The following is a 14745-nucleotide window of genomic DNA, read 5'->3' as shown; positions in this document are numbered from 1 at the left end:
CGCCCGAGTGGTATCGGTCCACATCGTTGATCTCCGGAAGTTTGTTGCAAAACCCCTGAATCAACGACTGCGGCAAGCGTCAAGCTAACCCGCTGATACCACTCAACTTAGTTTCGGATCGGGCTCTTAGTCATTCAGGATAACAGTTCAGCATCAGGCAAAACCTTCACCCAGGTCGAACGGAATTCTGCGCGTGCCCGAAAGTATTTTCTCGGAAATACGTCGCCAGCAAATTGCTTGCATATGTTTGAAACGCTGACCTCGGCTGGCATTCCGGTTCATCAAGTAGAAAATCAATATGGTCGCAACACCGTTTCTGCATTGATCGCGCTGAATGTTATAACTGTAAAAAACAATTTGGTAAGTCGTGTCGAATATTCCGATGAACCCATATTGAACATTATCAAGAGCGCGGCACTCAACACGCCAACTGTGAAATTCGTTTCTGCTAAACTATTAGGAAACCCCGAGATGATGGGTCGAGAAATTGGTGATGAACTAGCGAACCATTTGAATACAACTTGGAGCGAGGCCTCTCGTCTTCGATATGGAACGGCGCTTGCGACATGGGCGAGATGGGCAAACTCTCTCCCGGGAAAGCGAGGGAATGGCAAAAAATCGGCTAGCTCGCCAGAGCTTGATCTTACGAGGGAAATCGTCACGTCACCGTCTCCATCTTGAGCGCCGTCGAAAAGCCGCCGCCCTTATCCAGGCTGTGCGTCACCTCGCTGATCAGCCACTTCCCATCGATCCCGGCCTTGATCCCGCCCACATCCGCGCGCAGTTCGGGAAACATATCCGCGCGGCCGAGCGCCAGGTTCATGTCCAGCGTCGCGGGCGCGCGTTTGAGCCGGTCAAGTTCGGCGGTGGCGGCGCGCTTTGCCGTTGCTTCATCGGGGTAGGTTTTGCGCAGGCGCTTGGCCCCGTCCGCCTTGCCCACCGTCACCGTCTTGCGCTTGGCCCCCTTGCGATCATGCCAAGTGGCGGTCACGCCCGCCTGTCCGTCGCGGGTCTGGCGTTGCCAGCTATGGCCGTCGCCGTCGCGGCGGCGCAGGGTGATGGTGGGCAGTGTGCGGCCGCCGCTGGTCTGGCCCGCGCCGATGGGGGCGAAGATCAGCGTCTTGTCCTTGATGGTCGCCACCGCGCCATGTTCCCGCCCCAGGCGGCGCAGGAAGGCGATGTCGCTTTCGCGGCTCTGGCTGATCGAGGGGAGGGCGGTTGCGGCCAGGGCAGGCGCTATCCGCGCGGTCAGGCCGTTGCGACCGGCGACTTCGGTCAGGACCGCGCCCAGGGTGGTGGCTTTCCAGCTTTGTTCGCGCCGGTTGCGGATGTCGCTGGTGAAGTCGGTCGCGCGGGCGCGGATGCGGATCTGATCGGGCGGGCCAGTGTGGGAGACGTCGTCCACCTTGTAGCTGCCCTTGTCGACCAGGCCGATTGTGACATCGCGGCCCTGTTTCCAGCCCAGCGCCAGGCGCAGGACGGCCCCTTCGTTCGGGATAGCCAAAAGCCCGTCGCCATCGTCGAGGATGATGTCGAGCTGGTCGGCTTCGTCGCCGCGTTTTTCAGACAGGGTGAGGCTGACGAGGCGGGGGCGCATGGCGCTGGTCAGGTCGCGGCCGTCCATGGTGACGCGCCAGTCGGCGATATTGTTGATGCCCCGGTTCATGCCGGATCGCCATTGGCCGGGGCGGTTTCGTCCACGCGCAACAGGTCGATCGTGAAGTCGATGCGCCGGGCCCGGCCGTCGGCCATGAGGAAGGCGTGGCGTTCGTCGATCCCCTCGATCACGAAATTGCCGAAGATCATGCCGGTGCCGTCGAGCAGCGGAAAGGCCTCCCCCGCGTCCGCCATGGCGCGCAGTATGTCGATGGAGACGATGCCGTCGGCGATTTCGGTATAGACCGCGCCGGACAGGGCGATGGTTTCGGCCCCCGGCCCGATATATTGGGTGGCGTCGCGGGTGCCGACCCGGCCCGATCGCGCATGGACCCATAGCGCCTTTCGCTGCAATTCGTCATGGGCGAGCGTCGGCGTTTCGAAGATGAACATGCCCAGCGCCATCAACATCATTCATCCCCTTCGTCGCCGAAACCGCGTCCGCGCTTTTCCCGCTCGATCGCCTCGATCGCGTCCTTCACGGCCTGGGCAAAATCCCGCGGATCCTGGCCGATGCCGTGGAAATGGAGTTCGTAGGTGGTGGGAGCCGCGCGCGCCGGGCTGGCCGCTGTCCTGGTCCCGCGCGTCGGCGCATCGATCGGCGCGGCGGCGATGGCCGGTGTGGCCGCGCCCAGCGCCATGGCGCGGCTGATGTCGGCCGCCAGCGTCGTGATGCGATCAACGGGCGCGCGCTGTTCAGCCTGAATGCCGCCGTCGAGCCCCTGCATCATATAGCCGCCGAACTGCTGAAAGACGCGGGAGGGGCTGTGTATGCCGAGCTTTTCCTTGAACCATCGGGCGGCCGACCCGGCAGCGTTGACGATGGTGGATCTAAGCGCGCCCAGCCTGTCAGTGATGCCGTTGATCAAGCCGGTGATGAGGTTGCGGCCGATGTCGGAGAGGTTGATTGAGCGGAGATAGGCGAGCGCGGGCGTGAAGGCGCGGATCAGAAGCCCAAGCGGCGTGAAGTTCAGGAAGGCGGCGATCAGCGCCTGGATCGCGCCCCATGTGGTGGATTTGATGTCTTCCCACAGGGTGCCGAGCCATGTCGTGATGCCACCCCAATTGCTGTAGATGAGATAGGCGGCCCCGGCGAGCAGGGTGATGCCCAGCACCACGCCCGCGACGATGCCGATCAGTGGCAGCATGCCGATGCCGAGCAGGGTTGCGGCCCCGGCGAGGGCAGCGAAGGGGGCGACCAGCCCGGCGACGATAACAGCGCCGCCGCCCAGGACGACGAACAAGGCGGCCATGACGCCCAAGGCGACGGCAATCCCCTTGGTCAGGCCGGGATGGCGTTGGGCCAGTTCCGACAGGCGCGATGCCCAGCCCGACAGGCGTTCCGAGATGTTGCCGACCATCGGCAATAGTTGTTCGCCGATCGTGTCCTTGAGCAGTTTGGACTGGATCTGCAGGCGCTTCACCTTTTCCGCGCCATCGTTCATGCGATCGGCGAAGTCGGTATTGACGGTGCCGTTTGCGGCCAGCGCGTCGGCGCGGATGGTGCGATATTCCTGAAAGGCGGACATGAGCGGGCGAAGCGCCTGTTGCACCTGCATATCGCCAAACAGGGAAGACAGTTTGGCCTGGTCGCCGCCGGTTGCCTGCTGCGTCAGGCGTATGATTTCCTCGATCGGGCTGCGGCCTTCCCTGGCGGCCTTCTTCATGGCGGCGGGGATATCGATGCCGAACCTGGCGAAATTCCTGATCGTGTCGCCTGCGTTGATCTTGGACATGAGGTTTTGAAGATTGTTTGCGGCGGTGGCGGAATCGCCCGCGCCCTTGCGCGTGATCTGTAGCGCGGCGGCAAGATCCGCGACGGCGGGCACGCCCTTCGATCCCAAGCTCTGCATCGACGCTGTTAGTTCGGGAAAATATTGCGCCATGTCCTTCACTTCGAACGCGCCGCTTTTGCCCGCCTGCGCCATGACATCGAGCGCCTTGCCGGTCTGGTCGATCGGCACTTTGAGATTGTCATGGGCGGCAAAGGACGCGCGGCCGAGATCGTCAATCTCCGCCTTGTAAGCGGTGGCGGCGCGGCCGATGGGCGTCATCATGTCGGTCGCCTGCCTGGCCCCCATGCCAAAGCCGGTGAGGGTATCGACGCCCTTTTGCAGATCGGCCGGCATCTGATTGACGGCGAGGGCGGCGACGCGCAGATCCTTGCCCATCTGGCGACCCGCTTCGCGCGTCTGGTTCACCTTTTGGTTGATGTCCGTCATCGTCGATTCGTATTCGAGCGCACCCGACACCGCGTCCTGCAGCGGCGCGGCGACGACCATGCCGGTGCCGACGGCCGCCGCGCCACCGGCGGCGAGGCCAGTGGCCGTCCCCTGAATTTGCGAGAATTGATTGCGGGCCGTTGCCATGCGGCGGGCGCGGTCGGCGAGCTGGGTCAGGCGGCGTTCCTGTTCGCGCAGCGTGTCGTTGGTGGATGCGGCCTCGCCGCGCAGGCGCCGTTCATGGGAGGCGAGGTCGCGGGTGGATATGCCAGCGGCGGCCATGCGGGATCGCAGCGCCTGAAGCCGGGCCGATTGCTGGCCATGTTCGTCGGTCAGGCGGGCCGATTCCCGGCGTGCGCGTTCGAATTCGGCGCGCAGTTTCTTGGTCGGGTTTTCGGTTTGTGCGAGTTGTCGGCCGAGCGCGGCGGTTTTTGCCTGCGCCTGTTCCATCCGCTGGGTGGTTTGGGCGAGGCTGGTCTTGAGCTGGCGGAATTCGCCAATGTCCGCCTGGGCCCGTTCGACCTCCTTCAATCGATCGCGGGTGACGCGCAGCGCCTGGGCCAAGCGGCTCGATCCGCCAGCGGCTTCGCGCAAGGGCCGGGTCAGGCGATCGCCCGCATCAAGCAGCAGGCGGATGCGAAGATTGCGGTCCATGGCGATGTCCTATTTGTCCGCGCCCGACCGTCGTGCCGCGCGGCCGCGCCATTGCATCAGTTCGGCAAGGCCCATGGGGTCCATGACCGGCGGCCCCCAATGGAAGATGACCGCAATATCGGCCATCGCATCGTCTACCCGGTCGGGGAGAGCGCCGCCTTCGCGCCCTTCGGCAGCAAAAAATCCATCACTTCGCTGCCCAATTGGGTGAAGTCGGACGGGTCCATGGCCATGATCTGCGCCTTGGTCAGGGTCGGGATGGTGATGCGGGGCAGAAGATTTTCGAGCGCCGCATAATCGAGATTGAGCAGGGCCGAGAGGCTGAGGCCGCGCAGTTCGCCCGCCTGGGGTTTGCGGATCTTCACCTGGTCGATGGTGACGTCGCCACTGATGATCGGGGCGTCGAGGGTGACGGTGGCCAATTGCGGGCCGGTGGGCTGGTCGTTCATGGGAAATCTGCCTGTCTAAAAGGAAGGCCCGGCCGATGGCGCGACCGGGCGGAGGATCAGAAGATGCCGATGGCGGCGCGGCGCTCGGCCGAGCGATCGATGCCGTCGACGATTTCAATTCCGGCGAGCGGGTCGATCTCGATTTCGGTGCGGCCGTTCCAGACGAGCTTGTAATAAGCGAGCGCCGATTTGACCTTGAACTCGCCCGGTTCGCCGGGCTTTTGTTCGCCCATTTCGATTTCTTCATGGCGGCCGCGCACGATGATTTCGACGCTGTCGACGTCGCCGGTGTCATCCTGCTGATAGGCACCGGCGAAGCGGAGGTAGACGCCCGCGACGGTGGTGACGCCCCATTGGCGCAGGATGTCGCGCATGGGGCCGCCAAAGACCGCCTCCAGCTCCATCGCCTCCATGCCCATGTCCATCTTGACCGGGGCATTCATGCCAGCGCCGCGCCATTCCTCCATCTTGCGGGTGAGGGTGGGCAGGGTCACGGATCCGGCTTCGCCGAGATAGGCAAGGCCTTCGTTGAACAGCATCATGTCCTTGAGGGTGCGGGGCAGTCCCATCGCAGGCTCCTAAAATATGAGGAATAAAGGAAGGCCGATCAGGCGGCTTCGGTCAGCTGGCTGGCGAAATCGGCGAAATAGACGTCGGTGATGCGCTGAATGAAGCCCAGATCCTCGAGCGGTGGGGCACGGTATAGTCATAGTCGATGCGCAGCTTGCCCGCCTTGAGGTCGATGACGCTGTTGTTCGCTTCATCGAACCAGGCGCGGGCACCCAGAATCACGCCGCCCGCCTTCAGCGTGGCGAAGAAGCCGTTGATGGTTTCGATGATGTCCTTGGCCAAGCTGCGCGTCAGCGGCTTGTCCAACGCCCAGACCATGCCGCGTGCGACGGTGTCGGCAATCAGTTGGGCCACGCGCACGGTGCTTTCGAAGGCGAACAGGGGATCGGCCGAACAGGTGCGGTTGCCCCAGAAGCGGAAGCCGTTGTCGGTGCGGATCAGCGCCGTCACGTCGGCCGCGTTGAGCAGGCCTGCATCGGTGTCCTGATCCTCAATATCCCAATAGATATCCTTGGTCAGGCCGACCACGCCCGACACGGGGACGTTGGACAGGGTCTTTTGCGGGCCGGTCTGTTCGTCGATCAGCGCGCGCAGGCCAAGCGCGCGGGCGGCGGCATAGCTGGTGACGTTGGCGCTGGCGGCAGTGTCGAACGCCACGAAGTCGGGCATCAGCAGCATGAGTTCGCGTTCGGAGAAATTGGCGCGATAGGTGATGGCGGCCGCGACGGTTTCGCCCAGGGCGCGGGCATAGGCAAAGCCGCGCAGCTTTTTTGCGACGATGGCCAGGGCGGCGGTGACCGCCTGCGATTCCAGCCCTGGCGCGCCGATGATGCGGGGCCGCACGCCGAGCTGTGCCTGGGCCGCCAACAGTGCCTGCATGCCGGTGCGCTGGCCGGTGTCGGTGGTGGTGCCAATGATGTTGCTGGTGGTTTCGGCGGCGTCGTCGCCCTCCGCAACACGGACGACGACGAGGATGGGGCGGGTCTGGTCAGCGATGGCACGCAGGCAGTTAGCGAGTGTGCCGGTGACGCCCGCCCGCCCGATGGCGGTTTCGATGTCCGTGATGAGGGCAGGGCGGTCGAGCGGGAAGGTGGCGGCATCGGCATCGGCCGCCGTGGCGACCAGGCCGATGACGGCCGTGGACAGCGCCACCAACGTGCGGGTGCCGTTGGAGACTTCGGTAACGGTGATCCCATGTTTGAAGGTGGCGGTGGCCATGGTGGATCCTTTGACTAGAGGGGCAGGACGATGCGCGTGAGAGCGTCGGCGACGTTTGCTGGGCGATCGCGCCGTTCCGCCTCGATCAGGATGCTGGCGCTGGTGGGCCGGTCGCCCGCGACCAGGCCGACGCGGCGCAGACGAAGCCGGTTTTCCCAGCGTGAAAGCGCCAGCGCGGTCGCGGCATAGATGCGCAGGATGTTGGCGGCGGTGCGTGGCTGGTCGACCAGGTCGGGCAATTGCGACCCGTAATCGCGGCGGCCGACGCGCGCGTTGAGGGGCGTCGAGAGGATGTCGGCGACGGATTGGCGGATATGGTCGACGCCATCGAGCGTCGCGCCGGTGGAGCGCGCCATACCGGTCATTCGGGCTTGTCCGTCTTGGCCGCGCCCGCCTGCACCTTGCCATGGAGATGATTTTTGAGGCTGATGTCGGCGGCGAGCACGTCCTGCGATGCGGTGATGGTGCCGGTCACGTCGAGATCGCCGATGATCGACACGCCGCCGGGCGCTTCGATGGTGACGGTGCCGCCGTCGGGGAGGATGGCCGACAGGCGGTGGGCGGCATGGTTGTAGCTGATGATCGCGCCATCGGGATATTCGGTCACGATCCTGACGGGATCGAACGACGGGGGCGGGCAGGCGTCGGAATAGAGGCCAACCATGACAATGCCAGCCTCAATATCCCCTTCGGGCGACAGGAGCAGGCATTGTTCGCCGATGGTAGGGGGCGACCAGATGCGTGTCGCGCCCGCGCGCTGGGCGATCCAGGGCAATTCGCCGGTCAGGATATCGCCGCTTTCGACGGTGCAGGTCGCATTGGCATGATCGACCGATGCAATGGTGCCAAGGCGCAGGACGTCGCCAGTCAGTTGGTCGGGATTTCGCGCAAGTGCCATGCGCGGACCATGCCGCCGGACGCGGGAGGTGGCGCGGTCCGGCATGTGTAGAGGATCGCTCTACACATGCCGGGCGGATCGTCATGGCGTTGCCAGTGCCAAGGCTTCAAACGGCAACGCCATGTGGTCGCCATGTCGGGTCGGTGCCGTCATCACATTATGCCAGCGTGAAGTCCGCGCCATAGAGGCTGGCGACGTCGGCCAGGAAATCCGCACGGATCATTTCCTTGTCGGGGGTCACCCACTGTTCGTCGCAGATGAAGACTTCGGCCATGTCGCCCAGAAACATCTGCGTGCCCGCCGTTCCGGGTACGTTGAACTTCCCGCCTATCGCCACCTGTCGGCCTGCCCCTGCAGGCTCCAGGACATTGGCGGTCGCCCAGTTTCGCGGACTGACGGAATTGACCCCGACCGCACCGACTTTGCTGGCCGGATCGTAGCTCGCCCACACCAGATAGCAGCCGCCAGCCGTGAACAAGGGGCCGGTCGTCTGCTGCGCGGCGATGTTGCCATGGCTGAGCGCCATGGCATTGTTGAGCATGTAGAATTGCACGTCATGGTCGCTCGTATCGACGCCGCCCGCGAAGAAGGTGTAGGGGACGCCAGAAGCGACCATGGCTGCGCCGAACTTGATCACGCAGGCGACGAAATAGCCGGTCGACTCGTTCAGTTCATATCCCTGCACATGCAGCGGGAGTTCGCCACTGCCGGTCGTGTTGCCAGGCATTTTGATGACCGGCTTGGCGTCACCGGTCATGCCATCGCCAATCAGGATCGCGTCGTCGCCGGTGTAGGCCATATATCCCTTTCGCCCGGCGATCCGCAGCGCCTTGCCCGACCGACGCATATTATCCGCATCCGGTTTGATCCACACTTTGAGCGCGTCATAGCTGAGCAGGCGACGGTCGCGATCGGTCAGTTCGTAGGTCGGACGGGCGGGCATGTTGGGAAGCGCGAACGGTACGCGGGTGATGGCGGAAACGGCCATGATCAGGACTCCTTGGTCGCTGGAAAGGTCTGGATATTGGCGAAGATGTCGAGCGGTCGGCCGTCGATCAGGCTGTAGCGCCGCCAGTCGGATCGCTTGAACACGCAGCGCTGGCCGCCGCCTGACGGCCCGCCGCCCCAGCCTTGAGAGGGCGGGTTGGCGGTCGTCTGATTGCCATAGGCAATGCGGGCGGTCTCGACCGCGTCGGCGGCGATCGGCGCGCTGGTGGTCAGCACCAAATTCTTCGTGTCTGCCTTGTCGATCAGCACGGTGCTGATCCCGGTCGTCGCGCCATTGCTGTTGGCATGGGTGACGCCGCCATTGCCGCCTGTCAGGACAATCGTCTCGCTGTCACGCATCACCGGGTGGTTCATGGTGATGGTGAGCTTCGACCCGGTCCAGGTCGCTGCCTCGATCAGGAGCGCCGCACTCTGACCACGGATCAACCAATCGGCCATCGCTTCGCCCGACAGCGCGCCGCGCCACGTCTCTTCGGGCGCTTTATAATGGATCGTATCGCTGTCGAAGTCGGTGAAATAGTGTGGCGGCAGAATATGGATGTCGGCATTGTTGCGGGCCATTTCGACCTGGGCGAGCGCCGAATAGGCGGGTTCGGCGACGTTGCCGCGCGCCGCGAGTGTCTGGTGATAGAAGAGTTGGGGCGCGACCGCCTGCGCGGTGCGCGACGTAATGTCGGTCTTCATGATGGCCCAGGCGGCTTCGACCTGCGCGCGATAGCTGGCGTTGCTCCAGTCGGCCTCGCCCTGGTCGATCAGCATATGCACTTCCAGCGCCAGGCCGTTCGCGGTCGCGATGGACTTGGCCTGGTTGATCGACGCCAGGACATTGAGCCAGGCTTGCTTGCGGACGCTCCCATCATGGATGAGCTGGGAGAAGGAGGAAGAGCCAAAGCCAAAGCTAGCCGATGCCAGATAGACCGACCCGTCATAGCCGTTGGGGCCATTGAGGTGCGTCGCCATGGCAGTGATGAAACTTTCGCGGGTCGGGCCACCTTCGGCATGGGCCAGCGTGGCAAAGCCTTCGCGCATGGGGACGAAGCTGGCGATGCGTGCCGGATCGATCGGCACGTCCCGCGCCAGCACGCCACCGCCGATATTGACGTCGCCGTCCAGATTGCCCTGGTGCGGGATGGTGCCGCCTACCCAGGTGATAAGGCGCGAGGCGAAGGGCGCATTGCGGATCGGCATCGCCGTGCGGATCGTCTGCGGCCCCTTGATCGCGGTCGGGTTGGTGCCGTAGCTGCCAGCACCAACGCTGTTCGACTGGCCGATCACAACGACATAGACGATCTTGGTCGGGGCGGCGGTTGCCGGTTCGCTGACAGGCCAATGCGCGTGGCGGACCTTGTGCCGGTCGCGGATCGGGTCGCCATCGTTACAGCTGATGCGGATTAGGCCAGGGGTCGCGCCGCTAGGCCGTGCGATCACCTGATAGCCGGTCACGCCATGCTGCGAATAGGTGAGCTGGCGGCGCATGCGCGTCGGACCAAGCGGACTGTCGATCACTGACCAGAGCTGCGGGATCTTGTTGGCGTCGCCCTGAATGGTCAGGCCGTCCAAAACCTTGGGGTGCAGACGCACCCGCTGGCCCGGCTCGTAACCCGCAAGCGGTTGGCCCGCCTCATCCCATTCGGTGATGCGCAGGAAATCGAAATCGACCGTGCCAGGGCGGCCCAGCACTTCGCCATGTTCGGCGACGACGCGGCGGTCGAACAGGTCGAACGACATAACAGGCTGGCCGCCCTGGTCGCGCAGCAGCGGCATCGCCCCACCGCGCACCGCGCCCTCACCACCGTCCAGCACAAGGTTGTGGAGATAGACGCGGCCAAGGATCGGATCGACGTAGAAGAAGGCACCTGCCTCGTCTTCTGCGAGGACCATCATCCCGCCGCGCATATGTGTTGGCGCGACGCGCGGCGCGCCCGACGAACGTGTAACATGCTGCGCGCGCGCTCCGCTTTCGGCCGCAATGGCAGCAACGAGAAATTCGATGGTGGTAGCAAGGCCCGCCACCGCGCCGTCGATCAATCGTCCGACCAATGCGCCCAGTCGCCCGCGTTGAACGATACCGCCAACTTCAATGATGACGTTTTCCAGACCATCGGGTTCATCGCGCAGGGGGAGGTCGGGTATTTTCGGCATCAGGCGTCCTTTGGCCAGGCGTCGTGCGCGGCGATGTCGAGCGCGGTGAGCTGGTCGGCGCTGGCACTGGCGATCTGCTGTTCGATCAGGGTGGAGGCGGCGCGGACCGCATCGATCGCGACGAAGCGGGCGTCGGCTTCGGGGCCGGGCGCGCGCATGTCGTTCATCTGTCGCCAGATTGGGGCGAGGCGCTCGATGCGCCGGGCAGCTTCCCGCTTTGCCTGACGCAACAGTGTCGCCCGCTTTTCCACGACCGAAGAGTGCCGGATGCGCGGCTTGCCGCTGGCGTCGGCCTCGATCCTGGCACCTTCGGCCTGGGCAGCGAGCAACTGGCGATGGCGCGTAGGCCTGATCTGTACCGCATCCTCAGGGATGACGGCGTGGATCGCACTGTCGAAAAAGCCGTGCGCGGTGGCGGAATAGTAGATCGCCATCATCAATTTCCGATCGCGAGATAGGCCATGCCGACGCTGGTGTCGTCGGCCGAAAAGACTGCAAAGCCGCTGCTGGTGATGCCCGATGTTACCAAAACGGGTGGATTGTCCTGACTGTCCGCACCTCCCGCCGCTCCGCCGCACGGGGTGACCGCAAAACATTGGTTTGGAAAAGCGATGGGAAACAGCGTGTTCGTGGTGGTGTTGGCCGGGGCGGAGAAGCGGCCCCATTGCAGGATCAGGCCGCCAGTGCCGGGCAGATAGGTGTAGCCATTCTGGACGAGGCTGCGCGCGAGGCCCGATAGAGCGGCAGGCGTGATCGCCTTGTCCATGGCGGTCCCTGCGGCCACGTCGGCAGACGACGCGGCATCGACTGTGAGCGTGCGGCTGAGCGCGAGATTGCCGCCGCCTTTCACCAGCCCGCCACCGCCGAATGCTATCGCGCTTCGGAAGGCGAACAGGGCCGCAGGCGTAATCGCCCTGTCCGTGGCGGTGCCAGCGATCGTTTCACCGCCCGTCGCCGCCGGGACGCCGATCGTGCGATTTTCGGTCAGATCGCCGCCGCCCGTGGCTAGGCCACTGACGCCGATCGACAGCGCCGCCTGCACCGCGCGCAAGGCGGCCGGTGTGAGCGCCTTGTCAGTTGCCGTCCCTGCAATTGCTTCCGTGCTCGTCGCCGCCGGGACGCCGATCGTGCGATTTTCGGTCAGGTCGCCGCCGCCCGTGGCCAGGCCACTGACGCCGATCGACAGAGCGGCCTGCACCGCGCGCAAGGCGGCTGGTGTGAGCGCCTTGTCAGTTGCCGTCCCTGCAATTGCTTCCGTGCCGGTTGCCGCCGGGACGCCGATCGTGCGATTTTCGGTCAGGTCGCCGCCGCCCGTGGCTAGGCCACTGACGCCGATCGACAGCGCCGCCTGCACCGCGCGCAAGGCGGCCGGTGTGAGCGCCTTGTCAGTTGCCGTCCCTGCAATTGCTTCCGTGCCCGTCGCCGCCGGGACGCCGATCGTGCGGCCTTCGGTCAGGTCGCCGCCACCAGTCGCCAGGCCACTGACGCCGATCGACAGGGCGGTCTGCACCGCGCGCAAGGCCGCTGGTGTGAGTGCCTTGTCGGTTACCGTCCCGGCAATGGCCTCTGCGCCGGTCGCCGCCGGGACGCCGATTGTGCGAACGTCGGTCAGATCGCCGCCACCAGTGGCCAGGCCGCTGACGCTGATCGACAGCGCCGCCTGTACCGCGCGCAAAGCCGCCGGTGTGAGCGCCTTGTCGGTTATCGTCCCGGCAATGGCTTCCGCACCCGACGCGGCAGGGACGTCCAATGTGCGGGATTGGGTGAGATCGCCGCCGCCCGTTACCAGTCCGGTGCCGGTGATGGTGCGGGCGGTCAAAGCCTGGAGGATCAGGTCGAACGCATCCGCCAGCGCGGTCAGGTCATCATCTGTCGCTTGGGTCAGTGCATTGGCCAGCGCCGTCAGCCGCCGTTGCAGCTTGAGCGGCGATATGATGGTTTGATCGTCGGTCCCGCCATCGGCTTCGGCGTTGGTCGCAATGCGCGCCATTCCGGCGCGGGTCTCGGTCGCCGGGGGCAGCAGGAAGATGGCATCGCCGAAGCTGATATTGCCGGTGCCGTTTGCGAAGGCGACGTCGAGCGCGAGCAGGAAGCTGGCGATCGACACTTTCGTGAAGATCGGGGTGGGCTGCGCATAGACGGCGAACAGCGTGCCATCATCGAGATAGAGGGCGAGGCCGCGCAGGTCGTAGATGTCGGCCGTCCCGTCCACCGCCGTCATGTGGATGATGGTTTCGCTCACCACGTCGCCGGAGAAGCTGGCGGCCAAGCGCTTGAATTCACCGGGCAGGGCGTCGATCGTGGGCGCGACGATGAAGGCGCTCTGGGTCAGGCCGACCTGTGTGATGACGACGGGATGGGCGGCATCGGCGGCCAGGAAGGCGGCAAGCCCGGCCTGAGTGACCATCATGGTGACAGGATCGCTCATGCCACCTCCAGCCATGCGCCAGCGCCGTCGATGATCGGCTCGCCGGTTTCGGTTTGCAGATAATTGTTCCAGGCCGGGTCGGTCGCGGCGGTGACATCGGCGGCGGCGGTGACGCGGGACAGGCCCGCGAGATTACCAGCGGCGACGAGAGCTACTTCTGCCCGCGCGCGCAACTTGAACACGGCCAGCATGTGGGCGCGCACCGGTTTGACCTGGGCGATGTCGCGCAGGATCTGCGCCACGAGATTTTCATTATAAAGGACACCGCTGTCGGCCAGCAGCGGCAGTTCAAGGCGGAAGCTGAAGGGATCGAGCGTGTCGCGATCTTCGAACCATTCCACCAGGCGGATGAGCGGGTCGAAGCGATCCAGAACGGTGCGCAGCGAAACCGGCGTGCCTTTGCGCCGTTGAAAGGCAATGGCGTCGGCGATGGCGGCGCGCTTTTGCGGTTCGGTCCAGTTCGCGTCCCACAGGTCGATCGACACGCCCCAGCCAAGCCAGGGCAGCAAGTCGTAGGGGCAGTCCTGCGGCGACCAAAGCGCGCGGATCAGCACGTCGATATCGAGCAGACCGGCGGCGACCTGCTCCAAGGCCTTTTCCAGGCTGGTCGACCCGGTCGGGAGGACGGAGGGATAGGTCATTCGCCCACCCCCGCAATGACGATCGCGATGTCGGTGCAACGCGGTGCCTGCTGGCCGACGCGCGCGACAGTTTCCATGTGCTGGAGATCGAGCCGATCCAGGCGAAGTTTCTGGAGGTGAATGACGCATTGGGCGTCGAGGCCGTGCAGTTTCATGAGCGGGCGGCGGCGGCCGCCTGATGATACTACCGATTGATATCGCGGTAGAATTCCGCCTGTTGGAACGAAGACTTTATGTGACCGGGCGTTCGATCCTGCTATGGCCGAGCGAGGGCAGTGTTCAATCATGACGTGGCCCAAGCAGGAGAAGATGCATGCTTTTTCACACGATGGTTGGATCAAACGACATCGAGCGGGCGAAGCGCTTTTACGACACGGTGCTTGGTACCCTCGGCGTTGGGGAAGCGACGATCAACGTGGCCGACAGTGGCCACACGCGCTTGGTCTACAACAGTGGGAATGGAGCCAATTTCATTGTCACCCAGCCGATCAATGACGAGCCGGCAACCGTCGCGAACGGCAGCACCGTTGCTTTTTCATGCGATTCGCCAGAGCAGGTGAAGCAGTTTCATGATGTTGCAGTCGCCAATGGGGGCACGTCGATCGAGGTAGCGCCCGGTCCTCGCGAAACAGCGTCTATGGGGACGATCGTCCTCGCTTACTTCCGCGATCCCGATGGCAACAAGCTATGCGGCATCCACTTCCCCAAATGACGCTACTTTGCATCGTTTAGCCCGGATTATTCGTGACGTTGTTCGCTTCGGCGGTCCGCGTTTTTCGGTGCCAGCCTGTATGTGATCAGGACGAGGGATTTCGCTGCGTCTATTTCACCGCGGATATTTGATAGGCTTGCGAGTTGG

Annotated in this window: 16 protein-coding genes and 1 pseudogene; 2 read left to right on the top strand and 15 right to left on the bottom strand. The window is 64.3% G+C overall.

Annotation, left to right across the window (positions count from 1 at the left end; genetic code table 11):
* Positions 1-243 precede the first annotated feature (243 nt).
* On the top strand, positions 244-681 hold the full coding sequence (locus tag SxD43FB_RS24940) for a hypothetical protein (RefSeq protein ID WP_141249583.1): 438 nt from the start codon (positions 244-246) through the stop codon (positions 679-681).
* Here SxD43FB_RS24940 and SxD43FB_RS21525 read toward each other — a convergent pair.
* The 15 genes and pseudogenes from SxD43FB_RS21525 to SxD43FB_RS25425 all read right to left on the bottom strand — a co-directional run bounded on the left by SxD43FB_RS21525 (position 659) and on the right by SxD43FB_RS25425 (position 14041).
* The gene (locus tag SxD43FB_RS21525; RefSeq protein WP_096063904.1) at positions 659-1666 is read right to left on the bottom strand and encodes a contractile injection system protein, VgrG/Pvc8 family; all 1008 of its coding nucleotides are present in this window, start codon (positions 1664-1666) and stop codon (positions 659-661) included. The genes SxD43FB_RS24940 and SxD43FB_RS21525 overlap by 23 nt on opposite strands.
* Positions 1663-2067 carry a phage tail protein gene (locus SxD43FB_RS21520; protein WP_176482892.1) on the bottom strand — a complete coding sequence of 135 codons (405 nt, stop codon included), beginning with the start codon at positions 2065-2067 and terminating at the stop codon, positions 1663-1665. Before SxD43FB_RS21520 ends, SxD43FB_RS21525 begins: the two co-directional genes overlap by 4 nt.
* On the bottom strand, positions 2067-4532 hold the full coding sequence (locus SxD43FB_RS21515) for a phage tail tape measure protein (RefSeq protein WP_096063903.1): 2466 nt from the start codon (positions 4530-4532) through the stop codon (positions 2067-2069). Before SxD43FB_RS21515 ends, SxD43FB_RS21520 begins: the two co-directional genes overlap by 1 nt.
* Before the next feature lie 9 nt (positions 4533-4541).
* Positions 4542-4658 carry a GpE family phage tail protein gene (locus SxD43FB_RS21510; protein WP_076605466.1) on the bottom strand — a complete coding sequence of 39 codons (117 nt, stop codon included), beginning with the start codon at positions 4656-4658 and terminating at the stop codon, positions 4542-4544.
* Positions 4659-4666: 8 nt separating this feature from the next.
* The gene (locus SxD43FB_RS21505) at positions 4667-4981 is read right to left on the bottom strand and encodes a phage tail assembly protein (protein WP_096063902.1); all 315 of its coding nucleotides are present in this window, start codon (positions 4979-4981) and stop codon (positions 4667-4669) included.
* A 56-nt stretch (positions 4982-5037) separates the two neighbouring features.
* Positions 5038-5550, bottom strand: coding sequence for a phage major tail tube protein (locus SxD43FB_RS21500; protein ID WP_096063901.1), 513 nt, complete (start codon positions 5548-5550; stop codon positions 5038-5040).
* A gap of 38 nt (positions 5551-5588) precedes the next feature.
* Positions 5589-6769 (bottom strand): annotated as a pseudogene (locus SxD43FB_RS21495) (phage tail sheath subtilisin-like domain-containing protein).
* A 14-nt stretch (positions 6770-6783) separates the two neighbouring features.
* Positions 6784-7134, bottom strand: a complete 351-nt coding sequence (locus SxD43FB_RS21490; RefSeq protein ID WP_096063900.1) for a GPW/gp25 family protein — start codon at positions 7132-7134, stop codon at positions 6784-6786.
* The gene (locus tag SxD43FB_RS21485) at positions 7131-7667 is read right to left on the bottom strand and encodes a phage baseplate assembly protein V (RefSeq protein ID WP_096063905.1); all 537 of its coding nucleotides are present in this window, start codon (positions 7665-7667) and stop codon (positions 7131-7133) included. The genes SxD43FB_RS21490 and SxD43FB_RS21485 overlap by 4 nt, the downstream gene beginning before the upstream one ends.
* A gap of 157 nt (positions 7668-7824) precedes the next feature.
* Complete coding sequence (locus tag SxD43FB_RS21480) at positions 7825-8655, bottom strand: hypothetical protein (RefSeq protein WP_096063899.1); 831 nt, start codon at positions 8653-8655, stop codon at positions 7825-7827.
* Between the two features lie 2 nt (positions 8656-8657).
* Complete coding sequence (locus SxD43FB_RS21475) at positions 8658-10817, bottom strand: hypothetical protein (RefSeq protein ID WP_096063898.1); 2160 nt, start codon at positions 10815-10817, stop codon at positions 8658-8660.
* On the bottom strand, positions 10817-11254 hold the full coding sequence (locus SxD43FB_RS21470) for a hypothetical protein (RefSeq protein WP_096063897.1): 438 nt from the start codon (positions 11252-11254) through the stop codon (positions 10817-10819). Before SxD43FB_RS21470 ends, SxD43FB_RS21475 begins: the two co-directional genes overlap by 1 nt.
* On the bottom strand, positions 11254-13245 hold the full coding sequence (locus tag SxD43FB_RS21465) for a hypothetical protein (protein ID WP_096063896.1): 1992 nt from the start codon (positions 13243-13245) through the stop codon (positions 11254-11256). Before SxD43FB_RS21465 ends, SxD43FB_RS21470 begins: the two co-directional genes overlap by 1 nt.
* Positions 13242-13886: a phage tail protein I gene (locus SxD43FB_RS21460; protein ID WP_176482891.1), complete on the bottom strand. Its 645-nt coding sequence runs from the start codon at positions 13884-13886 to the stop codon at positions 13242-13244. The genes SxD43FB_RS21465 and SxD43FB_RS21460 overlap by 4 nt, the downstream gene beginning before the upstream one ends.
* Positions 13883-14041, bottom strand: coding sequence for a hypothetical protein (locus tag SxD43FB_RS25425; protein WP_176482890.1), 159 nt, complete (start codon positions 14039-14041; stop codon positions 13883-13885). The genes SxD43FB_RS21460 and SxD43FB_RS25425 overlap by 4 nt, the downstream gene beginning before the upstream one ends.
* A 158-nt stretch (positions 14042-14199) precedes the next feature.
* On the opposite strand from SxD43FB_RS25425, the gene SxD43FB_RS21455 reads away from it, so the two are divergent.
* The gene (locus SxD43FB_RS21455; protein ID WP_096063894.1) at positions 14200-14598 is read left to right on the top strand and encodes a VOC family protein; all 399 of its coding nucleotides are present in this window, start codon (positions 14200-14202) and stop codon (positions 14596-14598) included.
* Positions 14599-14745: the final 147 nt, after the last annotated feature.

Source organism: Sphingobium sp. D43FB (assembly GCF_002312805.1).
In the GTDB taxonomy this organism is placed as follows: Bacteria; Pseudomonadota; Alphaproteobacteria; order Sphingomonadales; family Sphingomonadaceae; genus Sphingobium.
The sequence above is the reverse complement of the archived record's forward strand: the minus strand, read 5'-3'. Positions and strand labels throughout refer to the sequence as shown.

Excerpts from the sequence above, each read along its gene's own strand:
- SxD43FB_RS21525 (WP_096063904.1), bottom strand. The coding sequence starts at position 1,666 with ATGAACCGGGGCATCAACAATATCGCCGACTGGCGCGTCACCATGGAC.
- SxD43FB_RS21500 (WP_096063901.1), bottom strand. The coding sequence starts at position 5,550 with ATGGGACTGCCCCGCACCCTCAAGGACATGATGCTGTTCAACGAAGGC.
- SxD43FB_RS24940 (WP_141249583.1), top strand. The coding sequence starts at position 244 with ATGTTTGAAACGCTGACCTCGGCTGGCATTCCGGTTCATCAAGTAGAA.
- SxD43FB_RS21485 (WP_096063905.1), bottom strand. The coding sequence starts at position 7,667 with ATGGCACTTGCGCGAAATCCCGACCAACTGACTGGCGACGTCCTGCGC.
- SxD43FB_RS21455 (WP_096063894.1), top strand. The coding sequence starts at position 14,200 with ATGCTTTTTCACACGATGGTTGGATCAAACGACATCGAGCGGGCGAAG.
- SxD43FB_RS21520 (WP_176482892.1), bottom strand. The coding sequence starts at position 2,067 with ATGTTGATGGCGCTGGGCATGTTCATCTTCGAAACGCCGACGCTCGCC.
- SxD43FB_RS21480 (WP_096063899.1), bottom strand. The coding sequence starts at position 8,655 with ATGGCCGTTTCCGCCATCACCCGCGTACCGTTCGCGCTTCCCAACATG.
- SxD43FB_RS21460 (WP_176482891.1), bottom strand. The coding sequence starts at position 13,886 with ATGACCTATCCCTCCGTCCTCCCGACCGGGTCGACCAGCCTGGAAAAG.
- SxD43FB_RS25425 (WP_176482890.1), bottom strand. The coding sequence starts at position 14,041 with ATGAAACTGCACGGCCTCGACGCCCAATGCGTCATTCACCTCCAGAAA.
- SxD43FB_RS21490 (WP_096063900.1), bottom strand. The coding sequence starts at position 7,134 with ATGACCGGTATGGCGCGCTCCACCGGCGCGACGCTCGATGGCGTCGAC.
- SxD43FB_RS21505 (WP_096063902.1), bottom strand. The coding sequence starts at position 4,981 with ATGAACGACCAGCCCACCGGCCCGCAATTGGCCACCGTCACCCTCGAC.
- SxD43FB_RS21510 (WP_076605466.1), bottom strand. The coding sequence starts at position 4,658 with ATGGCCGATATTGCGGTCATCTTCCATTGGGGGCCGCCGGTCATGGAC.
- SxD43FB_RS21515 (WP_096063903.1), bottom strand. The coding sequence starts at position 4,532 with ATGGACCGCAATCTTCGCATCCGCCTGCTGCTTGATGCGGGCGATCGC.
- SxD43FB_RS21470 (WP_096063897.1), bottom strand. The coding sequence starts at position 11,254 with ATGATGGCGATCTACTATTCCGCCACCGCGCACGGCTTTTTCGACAGT.
- SxD43FB_RS21465 (WP_096063896.1), bottom strand. The coding sequence starts at position 13,245 with ATGAGCGATCCTGTCACCATGATGGTCACTCAGGCCGGGCTTGCCGCC.
- SxD43FB_RS21475 (WP_096063898.1), bottom strand. The coding sequence starts at position 10,817 with ATGCCGAAAATACCCGACCTCCCCCTGCGCGATGAACCCGATGGTCTG.